The organism is Bordetella muralis (assembly GCF_965139205.1).
In the GTDB taxonomy this organism is placed as follows: Bacteria; Pseudomonadota; Gammaproteobacteria; order Burkholderiales; family Burkholderiaceae_B; genus Bordetella_A; species Bordetella_A muralis.
Genome location: NZ_CBCSIU010000025.1, coordinates 1 through 20,989 on the forward strand (window position 1 = coordinate 1; position 20,989 = coordinate 20,989).

The window sequence follows — 20,989 nt, forward strand, 5'->3', positions numbered from 1 at the left end:
CCCCCACTGCCCTTCACCTGCCTCGCCAGGCGGGGCGGCTGGGCAAACTCGCTCCGCTNCGCTCCACTCAAACATGCCCAGCCGACTGNCNCACTTGGTTCGGCGGACNCTACGGGCCGGCGTGGCCTTTATATGGCGGCCCCCTGCGACTTAAGAACTCCATCCCCAACCGTAAAACACAGCCCCCAAGAGACCCCTCATGAGCAAAGTCTTCACCTGGCGCTCCATGCTTTTCGTCCCCATCGTCAACGACCGCTTCATCCAAAGCGCCCTGAAACAACCCACCGACGCCATCCAGCTGGACCTCGAAGACAGCATCGCCCTCGACCAAAAAGAGCAAGCCCGCGAACGCGTCGCCAGCGTCGCCAAGCTATGCCGTGAGCAAGGAGGCAAAGACGTCATCGTGCGCGTCAATCGCCCCTGGCGTCAGCTGATACGCGACATCGAAGCCAGCATCGGCCCGCACGTACAGGCATTGACCCTGCCCAAAGTCCCCAACGCCGCCTTCGTGCAATCCGTCGCAGAAATCATCGATGAGCTGGAAACCGAACGGGGCATGCCGTTGGGCACCACCCGCCTGATCGTCATGGTCGAAGACGCCGAAGGCCTGCACAACATGCACGACATCGCCGCCGCGCACCCACGCATCTGCGGCCTCATCGTCGGCGCCGAAGACCTCGCCGTCTCCTTGCAAATGGCCGTCACCGCCGACACCCTATACGTACCGAACGTCATGGCCGTGGCCGCATGCCGGCGCGCAGGCATCGCCCCCATTGGCTTCGTCGGCTCCGTCGCGGACTTTGCCGACCGCGACGCCTTCCAGAAAACCGTCGAGCGCGGCGCAGCATTAGGATTCGAAGGCGCCTTTTGCATCCATCCCGCCCAAGTCGCCATCGCCAACGCCGCATTTGCCCCCAGCCCCGAGGCCGTCGCACGCGCCCGCCGCCTCATCGCGGCGTTCAAAGAAGAAGAAGCCAAGGGCCGCTCGGCCTGCACCTTCGAAGGCCGCATGGTTGACGCCCCCGTCGTCAAACAGGCGCAACGCGTCGTAGAAAAAGGCGAAGCATTCGGGATTTGAATACGGCCTGGGCACAGGCGAACGGACTTGCCATATGCCCAGGCCTCGTATTTCAAACAGTCGGCAGCGCATAACCGCCACCCGGCAACCGCCGTACGACTACAACAGCAACGGCTCGCCCTTCATACGAATCTCGGCCACGATCTTGTCCGCACGCTGTTCCAGCGAAAAACTGTGCCGATCCGGGTAACGCAACGCCAGGCGGCGGCACAGATTCCCCAGTCCGCCGCCGCTGCGCGCCAAATCATACGGGGCATGCAACTGCCCCGGATTGTCCACCTCGACAATCAACTCATCTCCCTGCACACGCGTCCTGACATTAATCAGAAAATGATCATATTCAGAACGCATGCCATGCTTGATCGCATTTTCCACCAGCCCCTGCATCGTCATATGCGGCACCAGTAATTCCAGCGACGCTGGATCGACCTGGCAGCGATACTCCAGCCGCTTATCAAAGCGCAGCGCTTGAATGCGGATATACGTTTCCGCTGCTTCGATCTCCTCTTCCAGCCGGCACATCCCGCGCCCGCGCCGATCCAGCGAATAGCGCAGATAGGCCGCCAACCGGCGCGTCATTTCCTCGGCAATCGCCGGACGATCCGTGATTTCCGCCACAATCGTATTCAACGCATTGAATAGAAAATGCGGCTCGATCTGCAGTTTCAGGTATTCCAGTTCCAGCCGCAGCGCCCGAGTCTCGGCCTTCATCTTCGAAATACGCTCAGTGCGCACCGCCAGCTCCGCCGACACGCCAAAGTAGATCAGCGTCCAGATCGACAAGATACCCATGTAGTAGATAAAGCCCAACCGATACTGGTCGACCGGCATCACATACCGGATCTCCGGGCCGAACATCTGATGTATCCCATAAGCGATTCCCGCCAACACCGCCGACGTTGCCAGGCACAGCAACACCGCACTGGCCAGCACCTGGATCGATGCATTCGGCTTGGGATGACGGCCATGAAAAACCGCCACGGCGCTCGTGATCGCAAACGCCAGCGGCTCCACCCCCACAGTCAGCCAAAACGCGACCGTCGCATTGGCAAACACCACCAGCCGTATACAAAAGCCAATGATCGCCAGCACGCACCACCCAACCACCTGGGCGCGCCAGAATGCTACCGACGACTCCCCCAGGCTCAATGCCTGACCGATGGGCACAAAAATCATGAAAACATCCCCTTACACCCTATTGGACGTACCGACTACGGGCCGTTACGGATTTCCGACACGCTGAACATGACCTATATTCAGGCCCTGCTGTGCAGGCGCTGCCCATTTTCGCGCCCTACCCATCCGGTCGCTCGCTGTCCACGCTCAGCTGGCTCGCCATCATCAGGCTCCCAAGGAGAACCAATGTTACGCGTGCTGATCATCGATGACGAAGCGCCCGCGCGCCGCTATCTGCGTCGATTGCTCGAACAATTCCCCACGGTTCAAATCGAGGGAGAAGCCTCCACCGCCGATCAAGCGCAGGCGATGATCCGCGAATTCCGCCCCGATGTCCTGTTCCTGGATATCGAACTGTCCAGCGGCACGGGATTCGATCTGCTGGCCGGGCTGGACCCCGTGCCGGCCGTGGTTTTTGTCACGGCGCACGACGACTACGGTGCGCAGGCCTTCGATATTGCCGCCGTAGACTATCTGCTCAAGCCCGTCAGTCCCGAACGCCTGGCTCAGACACTGACCCGTCTGCAGTCGCGCAGCAGCAGTAGCAACTACCTGACCACCAAGACCAAAAACGGCACGCGGATCATCAAAATCCAGGACCTGACCATCGCCCAGGCACAAGGAGACTACGTCCTGCTGTGCAGCGCCGCGCATGCCAACGAACTGATGCACATCACACTCAAGCGCCTGGTGCCACAATTGCCCACACCCCCATTCTGCGCGGTCTCCCGGTCGATGATCATCAATCTGGACCATATTGCCCACGTCTCCCAACGGCCCGGCGAACAGGCCGAAATCACCTTCACTCACAACAACGTTGCCCCCATCATCCTGGGCCGCACCGCGTCCCTGCGCCTGCGCCGCGCGATGGTGTGACATGGAGGCCATCGTCCCCACGTTCAGGTTGCGCCACGATCTGAGGTTGCGGCCAGATTGACAGTATGCTCAGTGGCAAAAGCCAGCTACTGTTTTTCGACGAATGTGCATAAACCCTCGACGAACTCATGGTCGGACCGGCTTGTGCGCCGCCGTTTCTTTCCCGGGGGGCGCACAAAAATTACAAAATGACACATAAAATCCGGCAAAATTTATCTCGGAAGATCGCGACACGTTAACGAACTCCCACGTGCAACGCACCGCGAACCTCCACCTACTACCGCCAAGACCCTCTCAATTCCAGCCAAAACCCAGGCATTGCCATTCCCGGACGCCGTTCTTACGATCCGCCGCTATTGCTCAGGCTGCCGCCCTTTCCGCGGCAACGTTATCGCTGGAGGATCGTCTTGCAAGTCACTACTGTTCCCGTTTCCGACATCGCCAAACCGCTGCCTGCTCCCACCGAGGTAGCGTGGCCCCACCAAGACATCCTGGCACTGTTCGAATTGCCGTTCATGGACCTGCTCTACCAGGCCCAGCAGATTCATCGCCAACATTTCGACGCCAACGCGATCCAGCTTTCCAGCCTGCTCTCGATCAAGACCGGCGGCTGCCCAGAGGACTGCGCCTACTGCCCCCAATCGGCACACTACGACACCGGCCTCACCGCCGACAAACTGATCCCCTTGGACGATGTCCTGCAGGCCGCCCGTGCCGCCCAGGCGGGCGGTGCGCAGCGGTTTTGCATGGGCGCCGCCTGGCGCAGTCCGAAGCCGCACCACCTGGACCAAGTCGCCGAAATGATCCGCGCAGTCAAAGCCCTGGGGCTGGAAACCTGCGTCACCCTCGGCATGCTGCGAGAGGGCCAGGCAGAGCAACTCAAAGCGGCCGGACTGGACTACTACAACCACAACCTCGATACCTCGCCCGAGTTCTATGGCCAGATCATTTCGACCCGCACCTATCAGGATCGCCTCGACACACTGGACCGTGTGCGCCATGCCGGATTGAACATTTGCTGTGGCGGTATCGTCGGCCTGGGTGAGTCGCGCAACGAACGCGCAGGCCTCATTGCCCAACTCGCGAACTTGACGCCCTACCCCGAATCCGTGCCCATCAACAACCTCGTACAAGTCGAAGGCACTCCACTGGCCGGCACCGACGCCTTGGACCCATTCGAATTCGTGCGCACCATCGCCGTCGCCCGCATCACCATGCCGCGCGCGCACGTGCGCCTGTCCGCCGGACGCGAAACCATGAGCGACACCTTGCAAGCCCTGTGCTTTCTGGCCGGCGCAAATTCGCTTTTCTGCGGCGACATGCTGCTGACGACCGGCAACCCGCAGGTGCAGGCCGACCAGCGCCTGATGGAACGCCTGGGCCTGCATGCCGAGGTCGCTTGATGGCTTATCCCCGAGCTCCCGACCAAGACGCCTGACTCATCTCTCCGGATATCCATCTGACTCTGGAATCGCAGCCTATGCCTCATCTCACATCCGGATTGCTGTATCTGATTGCCAGCGTCGCTTGCAGCGTCAGCGTTGCCGTCCTGCTCAAATTGGCTCGACGATACGACATCGACATACGCCAGGCCATCGCTGCCAACTACGCCGTCACGGCAACACTCAGCGCAATCGTGCTGGGCCCCACGGCGGCCCAAGTCGAATCCGCCATCCGGTCCTGGCCCCTGCTACTGGCGCTGGGCATCATCCTGCCCACCGGCTTCATCGCCATGGCGCAATCCGTGCGCCATGCCGGCATCGTCCGCAGCGACGCCGCACAGCGTTTATCGTTATTCCTGCCTTTGCTGGCGGCCTTCCTGCTATTCGGCGAAAACCTCACCTGGCATAAAGCCGCCGCCATCGCATTAGCCTTTACTGCCCTGTTTTGCGTCCTGCGCCGCCGCGACCTTGCAAACCACGCCGCCGCCGGCCCACATATCTGGATATGGCCATTAAGCGTCTGGACCACCTACGGTCTCGTCGACATCCTATTCAAACAAGTCGCAAAAACCGGTACCGCCTTTGCCGGCGCACTGCTCATCGCCTTCATTCTGGCCGGCATCGCCATGACCGCCTATCTGCTCATCCGCCGCATCACCTGGCACCGCCGTCACCTGCTCGTCGGCGTCATTCTGGGCCTGCTGAACTTCGGCAACATCGTCACCTACATCCGCGCCCATCAATCCCTGCCAGACAACCCCGCCCTGGTCTTCGCCTCCATGAACATGGGCGTCATCGCAGTAGGCACACTAGTTGGGGCGCTCGCCTTTCGCGAGCCACTCAGCCGCATCAACATATTGGGACTATTGATCGCGGCAGCGGCCATTTTCCTGATGATGCCCGCTTGAGCCACGATCGTCTCTTGTCTGCGCGTGTGCCGCCGGTCGATCAACGCATGGGAGAATAATCGGTCGGCACGAGAATGTTGTTTTCGACGCGCTCCACGATGGGCTTCTCGGCTTCGCTGGCGGCCCGTTTGGCGATCCACTCGGGATCGGCTTGAAAGGCATTCCACTTGCGCTCTCGCTCTTCGAGGCTTTCCCATTCCAACAAGTAGGTCAGCGCGTGGTTGCTGGGACCGATCAGCGTTGTCCAGAACCCGATGGGCTTGATACCGTATTTCTTGAAGAAATCCAGCGTCGTCTTGGTAAAGCGCTCGTGCAGCGCTGGCAGACGACCAGGCAAACAATGGTAAATACGCGTTTCGATGATCATGAGGTCTCCTTGTGGTATCGAATGTGACTCAGCGGTGCGCTGCAGGGTACTCGGACTGGAGCAATTCCTCCTGCCAATCGGCCTTGCCCAGCGAAATGGCCAAATGCGTCATAAACGTGTCGGCGGCCGCACCATGCCAATGACGTTCGTTGGGCCGAATCCAGACCACATCGCCCTGGCGGATTTCCTGCGGCTCGTCACCATCGGAACATATCCAGCCGCGGCCGGATGTCACATGCAACACCTGGCCGTACTCATGTGTATGCCAGAACGTGCGCGCGCCCGGCGAAAAAAATACGTGATTGATGCCAACGTTGTCTTCCGGAGGCATGACCGGATCAGCCCACACAACCCCTGTGAACGTCGCACCGCGTTGCTCCGAGGGCTTGCCCTGATCCCTGCCGTGAAATACTTGCATGACCTTTTACTCCTCTGTTGACGCGCTTTTCAAACGAACGCCACCCGACACGTCGCCGATGGCGTCCACCACACGATTGCTGATCTGGTCACCATAACCCAACGCAGTGGCCAGGCCAAAGCAGGCGGCAGGACCTGCGGCGTTCAGCGACGCTACGCCCAGCTCGCGCACCATGTCCACATACAGCACCACGTCCTTGGTCATCAGTTTGCTGGTCAAACCGCCTTCGAGGTAGTTGCCATCGATGATGAATGGAAAGCGATTCAGCGAAGCAAAATTCACGCCGCTGCTGCTGTTGATCACCTCGAGCAGACGATGCAGATCGAGGCCCGCTTTCTTGCCGGCGACCATGACTTCGGCGGTCGCCGCCAGACTGACGGCGTTCAGGAAATTGTTGAGCAGCTTGGTAGTATGGCCAGCCCCACTGCCACCCATGGTCACGACCTTGGCGCTGATGGGCGCGAACACCCAGGCGATGGCATCGATAGTGGCACGGTCCCCTCCCAACATCAACGTCAGTTTGCCCTGTTCCGCAGCGGCCGCTCCGCCCGATATGCCGGCGTCGACGTATTGCACACCGCGTTGCGCGAAGCGCGCATTCAGGCGCACAGTGGAGCTGGCAGCCGCCGTGCTCAGATCGACCACGACCTGACCGGGACGACAATGCTCCAAGATACCTCCGGCCCCTTCAATCACGGCCTCTATTACCTTGCTGTCGGGCAGCGATAACAGTACGACGTCAACGCCATCGATGGCCTCGGCAATGGTCGCGGCAGTCTGAGCGCCAGCCGCCATGGCGCGCGCCGGGTCTGTGTCATAGCCCTGCACCGCGATGCCGGCATCGACCAGGCGGCGCGTCATGCGCGCGCCCATATTGCCCAGGCCGATAAAGCCTACTCGCGTCCGGATCATTGCTTGTCCCCCTTGGCCTGCGCCGCGGTCTCCGCCTCGTATGCCCGTATGGCCTCGGAGGCTACCCGGAATGCCGCCAATCCCAGGGGCGCTCCACAATAAACCGCCGCCTGCGTCAGCACAGCGCGAATTTCCTCCGTGGTGACACCGTTGCGCAGAGCCCCTCGCACATGCACGGCCAGTTCGTGATGCTGGCTCATGGCGGTGAGCATGGCCAGATTGACCATACTGCGCACCTTGAACGACAACGTATCGTCCCCCCATACCTCACCCCAACAATACTCCGTCACCAGGCGCTGCATGGGCCGATTGAACTCATCGGCGGCTGACCACGATTTCTCGACATGATCCGCGCCGAGGACCGTTTTGCGATTCTCGAAACCCTCGAAAAACCGATCTGATTGCTGCATGAAATACCCTCCAACGTCATCAATGCGCAGTTATGCGCCGCCCTAGCGAGAACCTGTTATTTGCCGGGCCAAATGGGCTGGGCGACGGCCTGTTCCTGCGGGAATACGGTCACCGGCACACCGTCCTGCCACTGAATCACGGTGAGCGTCGCGCCGACGCGGTGGCCCGCCTCATCAAACTTGATCTCACCCCCAGGAAAATACCGGCTGGGACCTTCATCCAGGGTGTGCATCGCCTGCCCGACTGCCTCGCGATCGGCCTTGCCAGCGCGTTCCAAGGCCGCCTTCATGATCCACATATCACCATAGGTCGAAATGGCGTTCTGCGTCATCCACGGCTCTTTGTATTCGGTCTTCATCCGCTGGATCAGCGCTTCCTGGCCCTTGGCTCCCCAATTACCCACGGCCGACATAACGCCATTGAGCAACGCCGGACTAACGGTGTTCAGCACTTCGGGCTCGGCGATGGCGATGCCAAAAGAAATCACCGGCACCTTTACATTGGTCTCGTTCATCTTTTCAAGGATGAGCTTGGCATCGGAGATCACGGTGGGCAGGAAAAACAGCAGATCGGGACGCCGCGAACGCACGCGCTGGATCAAGGACGATGCATCCGCCAGTGGCGGCGTGAAGGTCTCGTCGACAACGAGCTCCAAGCCATTCTTTTTCAACAGACCGTCTTTCAGGGCCTTGACCGTCGACAGCGAGGCGGCGGTATTGTCGGTCACGATGGCCACCGTCTTGGGCCGCTTGCCCGAGGCCTGCTGCGCCAGGTCCAGGATGCTGGGCAGCGCGATCTCGGCCTGCTTGCCGGCAGGCGCCGAAGTCTGAAACACGTACTTGAATCCGCGCGAGGTGATCAGGTCGGAATACGACAAGGTCAGCATCGGCAGCTCGGCACGCTCGGTCACCTCGGTTGCTGCCAAAGTGAATGAGCTCAGGTAGGCGCCCGTCGCAGCGACCAGGCCGGGATAATCGGCCACCATTCGTTCCGCCGCGCTTTTGGCCTTTTCGGTGGAGTCGCCAGAATCCACCACTATCAGCTTCAGTTTGGCGCCGCCCAGCGCCTTGATTCCGCCCTGGTCGTTAATGTCTTTGACGCCCATTTCAGCGCCCATACGCATGACTTGGCCATAACGCGCATAAATGCCCGACATGGGTGCGATCAGTCCGACGCTCACGGGGGCCGGTTCGGCCAGGGCGCCGCCGCCGAGCAACAAACTGGCGCCCAAGGCCATGCTCACGACACTGGCCACCATGGATTGCTTTTTCATGTTGATCTCCTCGCTTTTATTCCGCCGTGGTTCGGGCGGCATGTGTGCTACATCCCAAGATAGGCGCGACGCACCCGGTCATCAGCCTGCAATGTTTGATGCGTGCCTTCCAACACCACGCATCCGGTTTCCAGCACATAGCCCCGGTCGGCATATTGCAGCGCTTCCGCTACACGCTGCTCCACTAACAGGAGGGTCAGATTCGCCTCTCGGCGAATGTCGATCAGGCGCTCAAAAATAAAATCGGCGATGGCGGGCGACAGCCCCATCGACGGCTCATCAAGCATCAACAAGCGTGGCGACGATGCCAGTCCGCGGCCGATGGCCACCATTTGCTGCTCGCCTCCCGACAGCGTGCCCGCCAATTGCCGGCTGCGCTGTTTGAGCACGGGAAACCACGCATAGATGCGCTCCAGGTTGCTTTCCCAATCGCGCCGGCCGGCCTCGGTATAAGCACCCATTTCCAGGTTTTCCAACACACTCATCGAGGCGAACACTTGCCGTCCCTCGGGCACATGGGCGATGCCCAAGTGAGGCCGCCGATCGCTGGGCACGGTCAGCAGATCCCGTCCATCGAAGCGAATGCTCCCCGAACGGGCCGACACACTGCCGGAAATGGTCTTGAACAAGGTGCTTTTGCCCGCACCGTTTGGGCCGACAACGGAGACGAACTGCCCCTCGCCAACCACCACCGACACCCCTTTGAGCACCGGCACCGCGGAATAGCCGGCCGTCAATTCATTGATTTCAAGCAGCATGTTGCGCGCTCCACTTCTTGCCCAGATAGGCCTGCACCACCTGCGGATCCTGCGTGATCGATTGTGGATCGCCACGGGTCAGCACCTGCCCATGATCCAGCACCAGGAACTCATCGACCAGATGCACCATGGTCTGCATGGTGTGCTCGATGATGACAATCGTGACGCCCTCGGCCGCGAGCGCGTGGATCGCATCGACAATGTCATCGACCTCGCCGTGTCCCAGGCCCGCCAGGGTTTCATCCAACAGCAACAACTCGGGTTGCCCGGCCACCGCGCGAGCCAGCTCCATCAGTCGCAATTCACGGGTAGTCAGCAGTGCGGCGATCTTGCCGGCGCAATCGGACAGGCCGACCCGCGCGATGGCCTGCGCCGCGAACGCCTCGGCCTGCGCCTCATTTTTGGCGCGCACGTAGGCGCCCACCTTGACGTTCTGCGCCACCGTCAGCCGCATAAAAGGCCGCATTATCTGGAAAGTGCGCCCCACCCCGGCCGCACACAATACATGCGGTTTGCGGCCCGCCATATCCACACCATTGACGATCACCTTGCCCGTATCCGGCTGCAGAAAGCCATTGAGCAGATTAAACAGCGTGGTCTTTCCCGCGCCATTGGGGCCGATAATGCCCAGGATCATGCCTCGGCGCACCGAAAAGCTGACATCCTGCACGGCCTTGAGCCCGCCAAAGCTGCGCGACACAGACTGCACGTCGAGGATAATGTCGTCGGCCGATATCGTCGGCCGCACCGGCCGCGGCGGCTTGGCGGGCCGTTGCGCAGACGCGGTCTGTTCTAACGGCGTAGCCGGCGTTGGCGCGCGATGGCGCCGTTGCAACATGTCGCGCAACTTCCAGAACACGCCTTCCGGCGCTACCAGAATCACCGCGATGATGGCTACGCCCAGGATCACGCCCTGAATACCCGGATAACTCGAGCCCAGCTCGGCATGCAGGATCTCGCCCAAGGGGACCAGAATGGCGGCACCGATGATTGGCCCCCACACAGACCCCACACCACCGAACATCGATACGGTAAGCGCCTGCGCCGACACCAGCATGCCAAACACCGATACCGGCGTGACCACCAACAGCACCACGGCGTAAAACGCCCCCGTGATGCCGGCAATAGCGCCGCTCAATGTGATGGCGCGCAATTTCCAGCGCAGCGTGTCGATACCGGCGGCTTCAGCTGCTGCTTCGTTTTGCTTGATGGCGATGAGCGCCATACCAAATCGCGTTCGCTCCACATACAGGGTGACCTGCACGAATACCAGCAGCATGATCAGGCCAACCACCGTGTAGTAACGCCGGTCAGCAAACTGCATATACAGCCCGGGATGCTCGCGTTGCATCGGAAAGGTCACTTCCTGCAACCCCAGCCACTCGAACACATATAACAATGCCAGTGGATACGCCAACATCGCCAGCGCGAAATAATGACCGCGCAAGCGGAACGTCGGCAGCCCCACCAGAATTCCGGCCACCGCGCCGATCACACCTGCCAGCGGCAACATCACCCACGGCGACAGGCCCAGATAGACTTGTCCCAATACCGCCGCGTAGGCCCCCAGACCAAAAAATGCGGCATGGCCAAACGAGACCAGGCCCGTATAACCGCTCAGCATGTTCCACGACAAGCCAAAGCACGCCCACACCAGCACCAGCGTAAAAATCAGTTGATGGTACGCATTGCTCGCCAGCAACGCGGCGGCCAAGTAGATCGCGGCAACCAGCAGCAACGTCAAGGAAGTCGGCAATCGTTTCATCAGGTCCGCTCCGACACGCGGCCGAATAGTCCTTGCGGCCGCAACATCACGATCAACAGAAAGAACACGAAAATCGCCGCGTTCTGCAATTGCGTGGGCAACACCAGCGACGACAACTGCTGCACCAGTCCGATCACCATGCCTCCCCAGAACGCGCCAAAGATGCTGCCTATGCCGCCCAGCACCACGCCGGCGTACATGATGATCACGTACTCCAGGCCGACAAAAGGATGAAACGGAAAGTTTGTCGCCAAGAGTCCACCGGCCAGCGCGGTCACGCAGGTGCCCAACGCAAAAGCGATGCGGTACGAACGGTTGACGTCGATGCCCATGTAGGAGGCGGCGACCGGATTGTCGGCCGAGGCGCGCAAGGCCTTGCCAAGCCGGCTGCGCGTAATCAATGCGCCGAGCACCACAATGGCGGCCACAGAAATCAACGCCGCCACTGCCCGGCCCTTGTTGGCGAACACGCTGACGTAGTCTCCCCACAGCGGTCCGATTTCCCAGGCACTGCTCGACAGCGGCGTGCGCAACGACACCAGTTGCGGACCGAACACCATCATGCCGCCGTTTTGTAAAATCAGGGCGATGCCCAGCGTCAGCACCAGTTGAGCGTAGTGACCATCGCCATCCAGCGCCGCACCGCGCCGGCCCGTGACGCGCGAAATCAAGAGCCGGTGCGCCAGATAGCCCACCCCGAACATCACGGGCACCGCGAGCAACACCGAGATATAGGGCCCCAGCACAGAGCCCGCCATCCAGTGCGAGCCCAACAGAATGAAAAAGTAGTACGTCACATACATCCCGAGCATCATGAAATCGCCCTGGGCGAAATTGATGACCCGCATGATGCCGAAGATCATTGCCAATCCGACGCACATCAATCCATATAGCCCTCCCACCAGCACGCCAGCGGTGAGCGCCTGCAAGAATGCTTCGAGATGAATTTGCAGTTCTGTCATGTCCATCATGTCAGGCCTCGTTCCAGGTCTGTGTCGTATCCAGCCGCAAAGCGCACAAACGCGCCAGCAGACCCGCATCGGGCTCACGCTCGTAGCCATCGACCATGGCCTCGATACGCTCAGCCCTCTCGTCCCCCAGCACCGCTTGTGCGGCGCGGCGCAAGCGCGCGCGGATGAGCGCCTCATCGGCTGCCACCACGTCGTCCAGTTCAGCTCGCGCGTGCGCCCCATCATCCAGGAGCAGGACGACGCGAGCCCCCTGCCGAGCCGGAAAAGCCGCCGTATAAGCATCGTCCGGCACGAGTTCGGTGTGTGCGATCAAGCGCGCGATCTCGGCGTCATCAAGCCGGTGGTAGTTGTCCTCCTCGATCGCGCCTCGGGCCAGCACCGCCGCCACACCGAAAGCGATACTCATCTTGGCTTGCAGTGCATGGTCAAACGGCCCCTTGGCACTACACCCCGGATACGCCAACGCGGCCCGCGTGGTCTCGACTCGCACCGCGACGATGCGTCGGCCGCGGGGCACCGTCCGCCACGCTAGCAAGGCTGCCTGGCACGGCGATTGGGCAAAATTGCAGGCTGGCGCCGGCTTGTTGAAAACGTTCAGGATGTCGGCCTCGCCCCGCGGGAACAAAGTAATCCGTCCCGGCATGGGCGCACGCGCATAGGCCTGGAACAAGCCCGCCTCCCCTTCCAGAATGGACGGCGAGGCGTGCGCGCCCTGACGCGCCAGTTCGAGACAGGTCATCGCATTGCGGACCACAAAACCCGGATGGAAGTACATCTCGCTGCCACCCGTATGCGCCCATTCGTTCAATCCCACGCAGGCATTGCCCGCCAGCGCAAAAGCGTTCAGCGCCTGATCCTCGTCCAGACCCAAAAGGTGCGCGCCGGCCATGGCGCTGGCGAAAGGCCCCACCAACCCGGTGGGCCGAAACAAACGCGCCAAAGACGGCGTAATCAACGCCCGGCCAATACGCGCGCCTACCTCGTAACCGACGACAGCCGCGCTCAACACCCGCGCGCCCGGCACCGCATGACGCTCGGCCAGCGCCAACACGGTAGGCCACACCACGACCCCGAGGTGTGCCACGCTCGCCGCGTGCATGTCTTCCCGTACGAGACCATGGCCCGCGACGGCATTGGCAAAGGCCGCGTCGGCCGGCACATACGTACCGGCTCGCCCGATCTGATGTGCGCCACGTGCGTCGGGCGCGGCCAACCGGGCGGCCTGTTCGCTCCATGGCAACGACCGTGCCTCGAATGCGCATGAAAGATAATCGAGCAGACATCGCTTGGCCGACGCCAACACCACATCCGCTAGTGGTAACTCGCTCAACGCGGCGCGCACGATTGCCCGCGCTGCGCCCGCGCCTTGTCTGTCAGGATGCGTCATCCTGCTCCCCTTGGGAACCTGCGAATCCGCGTTAGTAGCCGAGAACGGTCATCGCGCCGTCCACTTTGAGCGTGACCCCCGCCACCGTCGCGCTGGCCGGCGAAGCCAGAAACACGGCGACTTCGCCAATATCCTCGCCGGTCGACAACCGATTCAGCGGCGTGCGGCGGCGACGCGTGGCCCAGCCTTCCTCGGAAATCACCGAACTTGCTCCCGGCGTGATCACGGGCCCGGGCGCCAGCGCATTGACGCGAATACCGTAGCCGCCCAATTCGACGGCCTGCTGCCGGGTCAGGGTGTCCAGAGCACCCTTGATAGCGCTATAGACCGCCGCGTTCTTGATCGACACCGACACGGCCACCGATGAAAGATTGATGACAGAACCCCCGCCCCGTGCGATCAGGTGCGGCGTGGCCGCCTGCAACGACCACAGCGCACCCTTCAGTCCCACGTCGATCATCTTGCAGACCTGATCCTCGGGCATTTCCACCAGCGGCGCGTAGTAGAAATAGGCCGCGTTGTTCACCAAAATATCCAACCCGCCCGATTGATCTGCATAGGCATCGATCACGCGCTGCACTTGCGCGCGATCAGATACATCGCAAGGCAGCGCCTGGACGTTCGCGAGCTCCTGCTCGGCCTCGGCCAGCAATTCCGCGTTGATATCCAGTAATCCCACTTTGGCGCCCTCGCGGGCATAGGCTCGCGCGATAGCTCGGCCGATGCCGCCCCCGCCACCGGTGATGATCGCGACTTTTCCTTCCAGCACTCCCATACCATCGTCTCCTTTTTCCGCGCGCCGGCCACAACGTGGGCGACATATCGTGGGCTTCATATATTTTTGTATTCTTGTACTATAGACTGATTGTATGATTGAATGGCAAATAAATTACAATTTTGCTTTAGGATTTACCCTGACCCGCTCGACGCGGCCCGATCCCGGCAAACCACCTCACGAGAGGAGACAACAGTGATCAACATTCCCAACCTCGAACCATTCGAGGTCTATGCCATCCGCTACGCGCATCACGCCAATCGGCGAGCCTCGGACAACTATCTGGGCACGGTCGATTTCCATGATGCCGAATCCGGCCTGGACTACTTCGTATGGGTCCTGCGCCGTGACCAGGAGGTTTATCTCGTCGATACCGGGTTCGGCGAAGAGGCCGCCACCCAGCGCGGACGCCAGTTGCTGCTGCGCCCAGCGCAGGGGCTGGCGCTGCTGGACATCGACGCAGCCTCGATACGCGACATCATCATCACGCATTTGCACTATGACCATGCCGGCACGCTGGGCGATTTCCCTGCCGCCACCCTGCATGTGCAGGACGCGGAAGCCGCCTATGCGACCGGCCGCTGCATGTGTCACGCAGCGATGCGCCACCCTTACGACATCGAGGACGTCGTCACCTTTGTCCGCAAGGTTTATGCCGAGCGCGTGAAATTTCATCGTGGCACCGTTGAGCTGACGCCCGGGCTGACGCTGCACCTGGTGGGTGGCCACACCGCAGGTCTGCAGATCGTGCGCGTCTGGACGCAGCGGGGGTGGGTCGTACTGGCGTCGGACGCCTCGCACCTGTACGGCAACATCGGGCGCAACGCGCCTTTTCCGTTAGTACACAACGTGGCCGATATGCTGGAGGGCTATGCCATCGTTCGCGCCATGGCAGACTCCGAGGCGCATATCGTGCCGGGCCACGACCCCATGGTGATGCAACGCTATCCCGCCCCCAGTGCGGACCTGGAAGGCAAGATCGTGCGGCTGGACGTCGCGCCTACTGCCTAGGATTTCGCACGCACTTTCACGCCGGCCCAATCCTCCACGACGCGGGCCACATCGGTATAGTCCGCGTCGTGGCCGCAGATAGCGGTAGTCATCACCAGCATCTCGCGCACCGATGAACCCACTACCATCGGCACGCCGTGGCGCTCGGCCTCTTCCAGGCACAGGCGCACATCCTTGTGTGCCAAGCGGACCGCAAAGCCCACGTTGAACGTGCCGGTCAGCACCGCCTTGGGGAATTTTTCCATGGTGGCAGAGTTGCGGCCGGAGCCCGCATTGATTACGTCGATCATGACGCTCGGATCCAAGCCCGCCTTGACGCCCAGCGCCATGGCCTCCGACGTAATGGCAACGGCGGTCGCCGACAGCAGATTGTTCGCCAACTTCATCACCTGAGCCTGACCCGCCTCGGCGCCGAGATAAAACGGCTTGCCGAAATGGCCCAACACCTGCGTCAACGCCTCGTAGCGCGCCGGCGCGCAAGCGACCATGACTGCCAGCGTGCCGCGTTCGGCTCCAGTTGGGCCGCCGCTGATGGGCGCATCGACGTACTCGATGCCCTGCGCGGCCAGAATGTCGAAAGCACGCTGCGCCGCCACGGGGCCAATGGTCGACAAATCCACCACGCACTTGACGCGATTCGCCCGCGCCAATCCCTGCTCGCCACTCAGCACGCTCTCGACCACCTTGCCATCGGGCAAGCTCAGGAATACCACATCGGCCGCGCGGCCCACGTCCTGCGCGTTGTCGTGGGCCACGGCGCCGCAGGCCGCCAGGCGGTGCATCACCGCCGGGTCGCTATCGGTCACGTGAAGCACGTTGCCCGCCTCGAGCAAGCGTCTCGCCATGGGGCCACCCATATTTCCCAATCCGATGAATCCGTAAATCGTCTCACTCATGTCTGTTCTCCAATTGTGGGACGCGGAAAGCCGCGTCCACGCTATGCCGTCGAGTTGCTGCGCCGTCGCGGGGATTGGATCAGCGAGGTTCCAGGCCGATCTGCTTGGCCAGCTCGGCGAATTGCTTCTGGTCGCGTTGCAGGGTGCGCGCAAACCCCGCGGGACTGCGTTCGTCATCCGCGGGAATCTGCGCGGCGAGCGTATCGATACGCTCGCGGAACGCTGGTGTCTGCACCGCCTTGGTCACTGCCTCGGAAAGTTTCTCGACCACATCCTTGGGCATATCCTTGGGCCCGACCAAGCCGTTCCATATCTGCAGATCGAACTGTGGCAGACCGCCCTCGGCAAAAGTCGGCACGTCCGGCATCTGCGGCAAACGCTCCTTGGACGCCACAGCGATGGCCTTGATCTGTTTGCCTTTGTGCAGCGGCAGCATGGTGACTGTCTGATCCAGCACTGACTGAATGGTGCCGCCCATCAAATCGGTAATCGCCGGCCCCGAACCGCGATACTGCAGCAGTTCGGCCTGCACATTGGCCATGCGCAAGAACAACGCCTCAGCCAGATGCGCGGTCGTGCCCGGGCCGCCCGAACCAAAATACAGCTTGAGCGCACCACTACGCATGCCCGCCAACATCGAAGGTAGATCCTGGATACCACTCTGATTGCTCACACTGAGCACCATGGGAACATTGGCGACTGTGCCGATCGCTGTCGTGTCCTTGACGATGTTCAAACCGGCCTTGGGATAAAGCAAAGGGATCAGGACCATGGATTGATTACTGAACATCAGCGTGTAGCCATCAGGCGCCGATCGAACCAGCCGCTGAAAACCCAACAGCCCGCCCGCGCCGGTGACGTTTTCCACCACAAAGGTGTTATTCGTGACTTTTCCAAGCTCTGTGGCCAACAACCGGGCCAGGGCGTCCAGGCTACCGCCGGGAGCCACGCCCACGATGATAGTGACCGGTTTGGAAGGAAAGGCGTCATCGGCCAGGGCCGCGTGACTCACGCCAAGGCACAAAGCAATACTGGCAAGCGCGGATGCGATGCGTCGTTTCATGTTGTTGTCTCCTTGCATGATGGCCTTTGCGGCCTTCTTCAAAAAAAAACCTCAACGCCTGCTTAGCAAGCGCGTCAGCGAATGGACCGCGTCGGCGCGCTCCAGATGCGCGATCGCTTCCAGGCAGGTCTCGGCCGCGTCCGTGGGCATTCCCGCACGCGGGAACAGCTGAAAAAACTTGTCTTCTACATCTCGCCAATCGAGGCCACGCACGCCGGCGCCACGCGGCGCTACGCAGGTGGCGTGACGCATAGCGCCGTCCTTCATATGTATCGTGACACTGCCGCCATGCCGATGAGGAAAGCGATCCGGCAGTGGCGGCGGGTCGGGATCAAACTCGACTTTGTCCTGCAACGCTGCGATCACGGGATCAGCCATCTTGGCCGCGTCCATGTGTTGCCAAGCAAAGCCGTCATCGGCAATGGCCGCGGCGACGAAATAATGCAGACTGTGAGCGGCGTCGACCAGATTACGAGGATGGGGTTTTCCCTTGAAATCGGTCCACTGCACTGCCGCCGACACAACGATGCGCGCAACGTCGTCAGGACTGACGCGGCCGCCAGCCCGTGCGGCCTCGGCCGCGGCTTCGGCGGTTGCATGAAAAGGATGTGCGCCCGGCATCAGTTTGATGGCCATGTCGGTCACAATGTCCCAAGACATCCCCCAGTCGCGCACGATGTCCTCGCGCGCCTGCCCACCCAACGCATCGAGAAACCCGCGCGGCTGCTCGAACACAGCCAACTCACCCTCGAAACCTGACTGTGCCGCCAACGCAGCTCGGATGCCCGTGCTGGCGGCCAGCCCGGCGTGATACTCCCGCGCGCAACTGGTATCGGCCGCGATCGCCATACCACCGATCGAGGTCGCCGAAAGCGCGATAGCGTGAGCGAGCCGATGCGCATCCAGCCGCAACAACAGGCCGGCGGCCACACAGGCGCCAAACACCGTGGAAAACGAACCGTGAAACCCACGCTGCATGCGGCCGGGGGTCAGTGACTCGTCAATGCGTCCGGCGATCTCATAGCCCAGCACCATAGCGGTCAGCACATCCTGGCCACTCGATCCCTCACGTTCGCCCACGGCCAACGCCGCACTGGAGACAATGGTGCCGATGTGCGCGATGCTACGCATATCGCTATCATCTGACGCGGCCGCATCGCTGGCCACTGCGTTCACACGTGCCGCGCTCGCCAGTGGCAACCGGGCATTGTCAAACCACACAGTCGCCATCGGCGTGCCGCTATCTGCCAGATCCAGCTCGCGGATAATGCGGGCCGATTCGATACCGTACCCCGCGGCGGCACTGGCAAGCGTGCTGGCCAGGCTCATCTTGGCATGTTCGAGAGCCAAAGCCGGGAGGTCGCCATCACGGGTCGACAGGACGAGGTCGGCCAGTTGACGCGCCAAAGGCGGCGTCACTAAAAGGGATCGCACAGTAGGAGTTTCCTTCGTAAGTTACCGCGGCGTCACTGCGCCGACGTGCCCAATTTCTGCAGGACCGGGATCCAGGTGGCGAGATCCTGGCGCACCAGCGCTTCGAAAGCGGCGGGCTGGGGAAGAGGCGTATCGGGCAAAGTGAACCCCAGGCCGATCAGCTTCTCACGCAACGCCGGATTGCTCATGACCTTGTCCAGCGCGGCATACAGATGCGCGGAAATGTCGGGCGGCAGTTGGGCCGGACCCACCAGACCCCACCAGAGCGTGATCGAATAGCCTTGCAGACCGCTCTCGTCCAGCGTAGGGACGTCAGGCAACAAACTCGAGCGCTTGGGCCCGGTGACGGCGAGCGGCCGCAGCTTGCCCGATTTCACCAGGCCCATGGCCGCGGGCATGTTGTAGAGGCCCATGTCCACATCACCGCTCAGGATCGCGCTCAAGCCTTGCGGCGCGCCGGTATAGGGCACATGCATGAGCGGCTTGTCGAGATACTGCGCGACGGTAGCGCCGGCGATATGGTGACTGGTGCCCACACCGCTGGATGAGTAGCGGAAAGTCTCCGGCGGCTTGGCCTTGATCGCTTCCAGCAGCGCCGGCGCGCTCTGATAAGGCGATTTCTCGGACACGACCAACAGATTCTGCACATCAGCGATCACGCTGATGAAACTGAAATCCTTGATGGAGTCGTACCCTGGCGAACTGTAGAGCACTTGGTTGTTGACAAAAGTCCCCTGCGCGGCGATACCCAGCGTGTAGCCATCGGGCTTGGAACGCGCAATGTCCACCGTGCCGATCGTGCCGCCCGCCCCACCTTTGTTGTCTACCACCAGAGGCTGGCCGAGTTGCTCGCTCAAGGCCGTGGCCACCACGCGCGACAACGTATCGGCCGCACTGCCCGCGGCAAACGGCACAATGAGTTTGATGGGACGCTCGGGATAAGCCGCCTCGGCGCGCAAGCCCCCAAAAAGTGCGACGCAGGCAAACGGGATCAGTACGCGGGCGATTGCCCGGCGTCGATGAAACTTGGTCATTCTGTCTCCTCGTGGCAGGATGGCCAGCGGCGATACCGCAGCGCTAACACCAATCCGACACTTGATTTGGTTTTATTGGATAGGACAGACTGTAGGCCGCTTCCTCTCTGATGTCTGTGGAAACTTATTTCTCAATCATTGAATCCATCTCAACAATGCACAAACTGAGAAACCGCCTCGGCCCACTGCGCGTACTAGATGCCGTGCATCGCGGCGGCGGCGTGGGCCGGGCCGCCGAACTCCTGCACATCACACCGAGCGCAGTCAGCCATCAGTTGCGCCGGCTGGAAGCAGACCTGGGCGTGCGATTGGTGCAAAAAAGCGGTCGCGACATTGGTTTCACGACAGCAGGTACCGAACTGGCCATACAGGCCGCCCACTTGTTCGATCAGCTCGAGTCGGTGCTGGCCAAGGCCGGCGAGGCCGGCGCCAACCCCCGCATTCGGGTCAAAGTCATTCCCAGCCTCGCCATCAAATGGCTCATGCCCCGGCTGGGCTCGCTATACGCGCAACACGACAATATCGACATTGAGGTTGCCACGGTCGCTCGCGCCGATGACACTGACCTGCACAACGCCGATTTCGTCGTGCGGCGGGGCAATGGCAACTGGCCGGGACTGCGCGCCGATTTGCTGTTTCCCGACGAGCTGGTATTGGCCTGCGCACCATCGCTGGCCAAGCGCCTGCGCACGCCCGAGGACGTGTTGGGTGAAACCTTGTTGAATTCGATGATTGCGCCGGACTGTTGGGATCGCTGGTTGCTATCGATCGGCCTGGCCGCAAACAGCGACACGCGCTTTATCTCGCTGGCCAACGCGGTGCTGTGCCTACAGGCCGCCGCCGAGGGTCTGGGCATCGCCGTGACGCAGCGCGCCTATATCACCCAGGACTTTGCCACCGGCCAATTGGTACAGCCCCTGGCGCACAGTGCGCGCAGCGGCGACGGCTATTACCTGGTCAGCGATCCGGCACGAGCGGCCACGCTGCCGTTCAGCACCTTTGCCAACTGGATGATTGACCAGAAGTAGGCAACG

General features: G+C 61.5%; 21 protein-coding genes. 6 read left to right on the forward strand and 15 right to left on the reverse strand.

Features of this window, described 5'->3' with window-relative positions; translation table 11 throughout:
* Positions 1 to 199 precede the first annotated feature (199 nt).
* Positions 200 to 1,078 (forward strand): HpcH/HpaI aldolase/citrate lyase family protein, encoded by an 879-nt coding sequence (locus ACNA0I_RS23295; protein WP_415808409.1) that lies wholly within the window; start codon positions 200 to 202, stop codon positions 1,076 to 1,078.
* A 99-nt stretch (positions 1,079 to 1,177) separates the two neighbouring features.
* On the opposite strand, the gene ACNA0I_RS23300 is transcribed toward ACNA0I_RS23295, so the two are convergent.
* Positions 1,178 to 2,254, reverse strand: a complete 1,077-nt coding sequence (locus tag ACNA0I_RS23300; RefSeq protein ID WP_415808410.1) for a sensor histidine kinase — start codon at positions 2,252 to 2,254, stop codon at positions 1,178 to 1,180.
* 186 nt (positions 2,255 to 2,440) lie between these two features.
* Here ACNA0I_RS23300 and ACNA0I_RS23305 point away from each other — a divergent pair, with 186 nt between their 5' ends.
* The 3 genes from ACNA0I_RS23305 (at position 2,441) to ACNA0I_RS23315 (ending at position 5,480) form a co-directional block, all read left to right on the forward strand.
* The gene (locus ACNA0I_RS23305) at positions 2,441 to 3,130 is read left to right on the forward strand and encodes a LytR/AlgR family response regulator transcription factor (RefSeq protein WP_415808411.1); all 690 of its coding nucleotides are present in this window, start codon (positions 2,441 to 2,443) and stop codon (positions 3,128 to 3,130) included.
* A 437-nt stretch (positions 3,131 to 3,567) separates the two neighbouring features.
* A complete protein-coding gene (gene bioB, locus ACNA0I_RS23310; RefSeq protein WP_415808458.1) occupies positions 3,568 to 4,533 on the forward strand; it encodes a biotin synthase BioB in 966 nt (321 codons plus the stop codon).
* A gap of 77 nt (positions 4,534 to 4,610) precedes the next feature.
* Complete coding sequence (locus ACNA0I_RS23315) at positions 4,611 to 5,480, forward strand: EamA family transporter (RefSeq protein WP_415808412.1); 870 nt, start codon at positions 4,611 to 4,613, stop codon at positions 5,478 to 5,480.
* 40 nt (positions 5,481 to 5,520) lie between these two features.
* On the opposite strand, the gene ACNA0I_RS23320 is transcribed toward ACNA0I_RS23315, so the two are convergent.
* The 10 genes from ACNA0I_RS23320 to ACNA0I_RS23365 are packed head-to-tail and all read right to left on the reverse strand — an operon-like array spanning position 5,521 to position 14,517.
* Entirely contained in the window at positions 5,521 to 5,847 is a 327-nt protein-coding gene (locus tag ACNA0I_RS23320) for an NIPSNAP family protein (protein ID WP_415808413.1), read from the reverse strand.
* Between the two features lie 28 nt (positions 5,848 to 5,875).
* Positions 5,876 to 6,265: a cupin domain-containing protein gene (locus tag ACNA0I_RS23325; RefSeq protein WP_415808414.1), complete on the reverse strand. Its 390-nt coding sequence runs from the start codon at positions 6,263 to 6,265 to the stop codon at positions 5,876 to 5,878.
* Between the two features lie 6 nt (positions 6,266 to 6,271).
* Positions 6,272 to 7,177 carry an NAD(P)-dependent oxidoreductase gene (locus ACNA0I_RS23330; RefSeq protein ID WP_415808415.1) on the reverse strand — a complete coding sequence of 302 codons (906 nt, stop codon included), beginning with the start codon at positions 7,175 to 7,177 and terminating at the stop codon, positions 6,272 to 6,274.
* A complete protein-coding gene (locus ACNA0I_RS23335) occupies positions 7,174 to 7,587 on the reverse strand; it encodes a carboxymuconolactone decarboxylase family protein (protein ID WP_415808416.1) in 414 nt (137 codons plus the stop codon). Before ACNA0I_RS23335 ends, ACNA0I_RS23330 begins: the two co-directional genes overlap by 4 nt.
* Positions 7,588 to 7,643: 56 nt before the next feature.
* Positions 7,644 to 8,861 (reverse strand): ABC transporter substrate-binding protein, encoded by a 1,218-nt coding sequence (locus ACNA0I_RS23340; protein WP_094822568.1) that lies wholly within the window; start codon positions 8,859 to 8,861, stop codon positions 7,644 to 7,646.
* Between the two features lie 47 nt (positions 8,862 to 8,908).
* Positions 8,909 to 9,616, reverse strand: coding sequence for an ABC transporter ATP-binding protein (locus tag ACNA0I_RS23345; protein ID WP_460478161.1), 708 nt, complete (start codon positions 9,614 to 9,616; stop codon positions 8,909 to 8,911).
* A complete protein-coding gene (locus ACNA0I_RS23350; RefSeq protein WP_415808418.1) occupies positions 9,609 to 11,384 on the reverse strand; it encodes a branched-chain amino acid ABC transporter ATP-binding protein/permease in 1,776 nt (591 codons plus the stop codon). Before ACNA0I_RS23350 ends, ACNA0I_RS23345 begins: the two co-directional genes overlap by 8 nt.
* On the reverse strand, positions 11,384 to 12,355 hold the full coding sequence (locus tag ACNA0I_RS23355) for a branched-chain amino acid ABC transporter permease (protein ID WP_415808419.1): 972 nt from the start codon (positions 12,353 to 12,355) through the stop codon (positions 11,384 to 11,386). The genes ACNA0I_RS23350 and ACNA0I_RS23355 overlap by 1 nt, the downstream gene beginning before the upstream one ends.
* Position 12,356: 1 nt before the next feature.
* Positions 12,357 to 13,742: an MmgE/PrpD family protein gene (locus tag ACNA0I_RS23360; RefSeq protein WP_415808420.1), complete on the reverse strand. Its 1,386-nt coding sequence runs from the start codon at positions 13,740 to 13,742 to the stop codon at positions 12,357 to 12,359.
* Positions 13,743 to 13,773: 31 nt separating this feature from the next.
* Positions 13,774 to 14,517 carry an SDR family NAD(P)-dependent oxidoreductase gene (locus ACNA0I_RS23365; RefSeq protein WP_415808421.1) on the reverse strand — a complete coding sequence of 248 codons (744 nt, stop codon included), beginning with the start codon at positions 14,515 to 14,517 and terminating at the stop codon, positions 13,774 to 13,776.
* A gap of 195 nt (positions 14,518 to 14,712) precedes the next feature.
* Between ACNA0I_RS23365 and ACNA0I_RS23370 the strand changes: the two genes are divergently transcribed.
* Positions 14,713 to 15,528, forward strand: a complete 816-nt coding sequence (locus ACNA0I_RS23370) for an N-acyl homoserine lactonase family protein (RefSeq protein WP_415808422.1) — start codon at positions 14,713 to 14,715, stop codon at positions 15,526 to 15,528.
* Here the strand turns inward: ACNA0I_RS23370 and ACNA0I_RS23375 are convergent.
* The 4 genes from ACNA0I_RS23375 to ACNA0I_RS23390 all read right to left on the reverse strand — a co-directional run bounded on the left by ACNA0I_RS23375 (position 15,525) and on the right by ACNA0I_RS23390 (position 19,955).
* Positions 15,525 to 16,424, reverse strand: a complete 900-nt coding sequence (locus ACNA0I_RS23375; RefSeq protein ID WP_415808423.1) for an NAD(P)-dependent oxidoreductase — start codon at positions 16,422 to 16,424, stop codon at positions 15,525 to 15,527. The two genes, ACNA0I_RS23370 and ACNA0I_RS23375, sit on opposite strands and share 4 nt — an antisense overlap.
* A gap of 79 nt (positions 16,425 to 16,503) precedes the next feature.
* Positions 16,504 to 17,487 (reverse strand): Bug family tripartite tricarboxylate transporter substrate binding protein, encoded by a 984-nt coding sequence (locus ACNA0I_RS23380; protein WP_415808424.1) that lies wholly within the window; start codon positions 17,485 to 17,487, stop codon positions 16,504 to 16,506.
* Between the two features lie 51 nt (positions 17,488 to 17,538).
* Positions 17,539 to 18,921: an MmgE/PrpD family protein gene (locus tag ACNA0I_RS23385; RefSeq protein ID WP_415808425.1), complete on the reverse strand. Its 1,383-nt coding sequence runs from the start codon at positions 18,919 to 18,921 to the stop codon at positions 17,539 to 17,541.
* 32 nt (positions 18,922 to 18,953) lie between these two features.
* Positions 18,954 to 19,955, reverse strand: coding sequence for a Bug family tripartite tricarboxylate transporter substrate binding protein (locus ACNA0I_RS23390; RefSeq protein ID WP_415808426.1), 1,002 nt, complete (start codon positions 19,953 to 19,955; stop codon positions 18,954 to 18,956).
* 155 nt (positions 19,956 to 20,110) lie between these two features.
* On the opposite strand from ACNA0I_RS23390, the gene ACNA0I_RS23395 reads away from it, so the two are divergent.
* The gene (locus ACNA0I_RS23395) at positions 20,111 to 20,983 is read left to right on the forward strand and encodes a LysR substrate-binding domain-containing protein (RefSeq protein ID WP_415808427.1); all 873 of its coding nucleotides are present in this window, start codon (positions 20,111 to 20,113) and stop codon (positions 20,981 to 20,983) included.
* Positions 20,984 to 20,989: the final 6 nt, after the last annotated feature.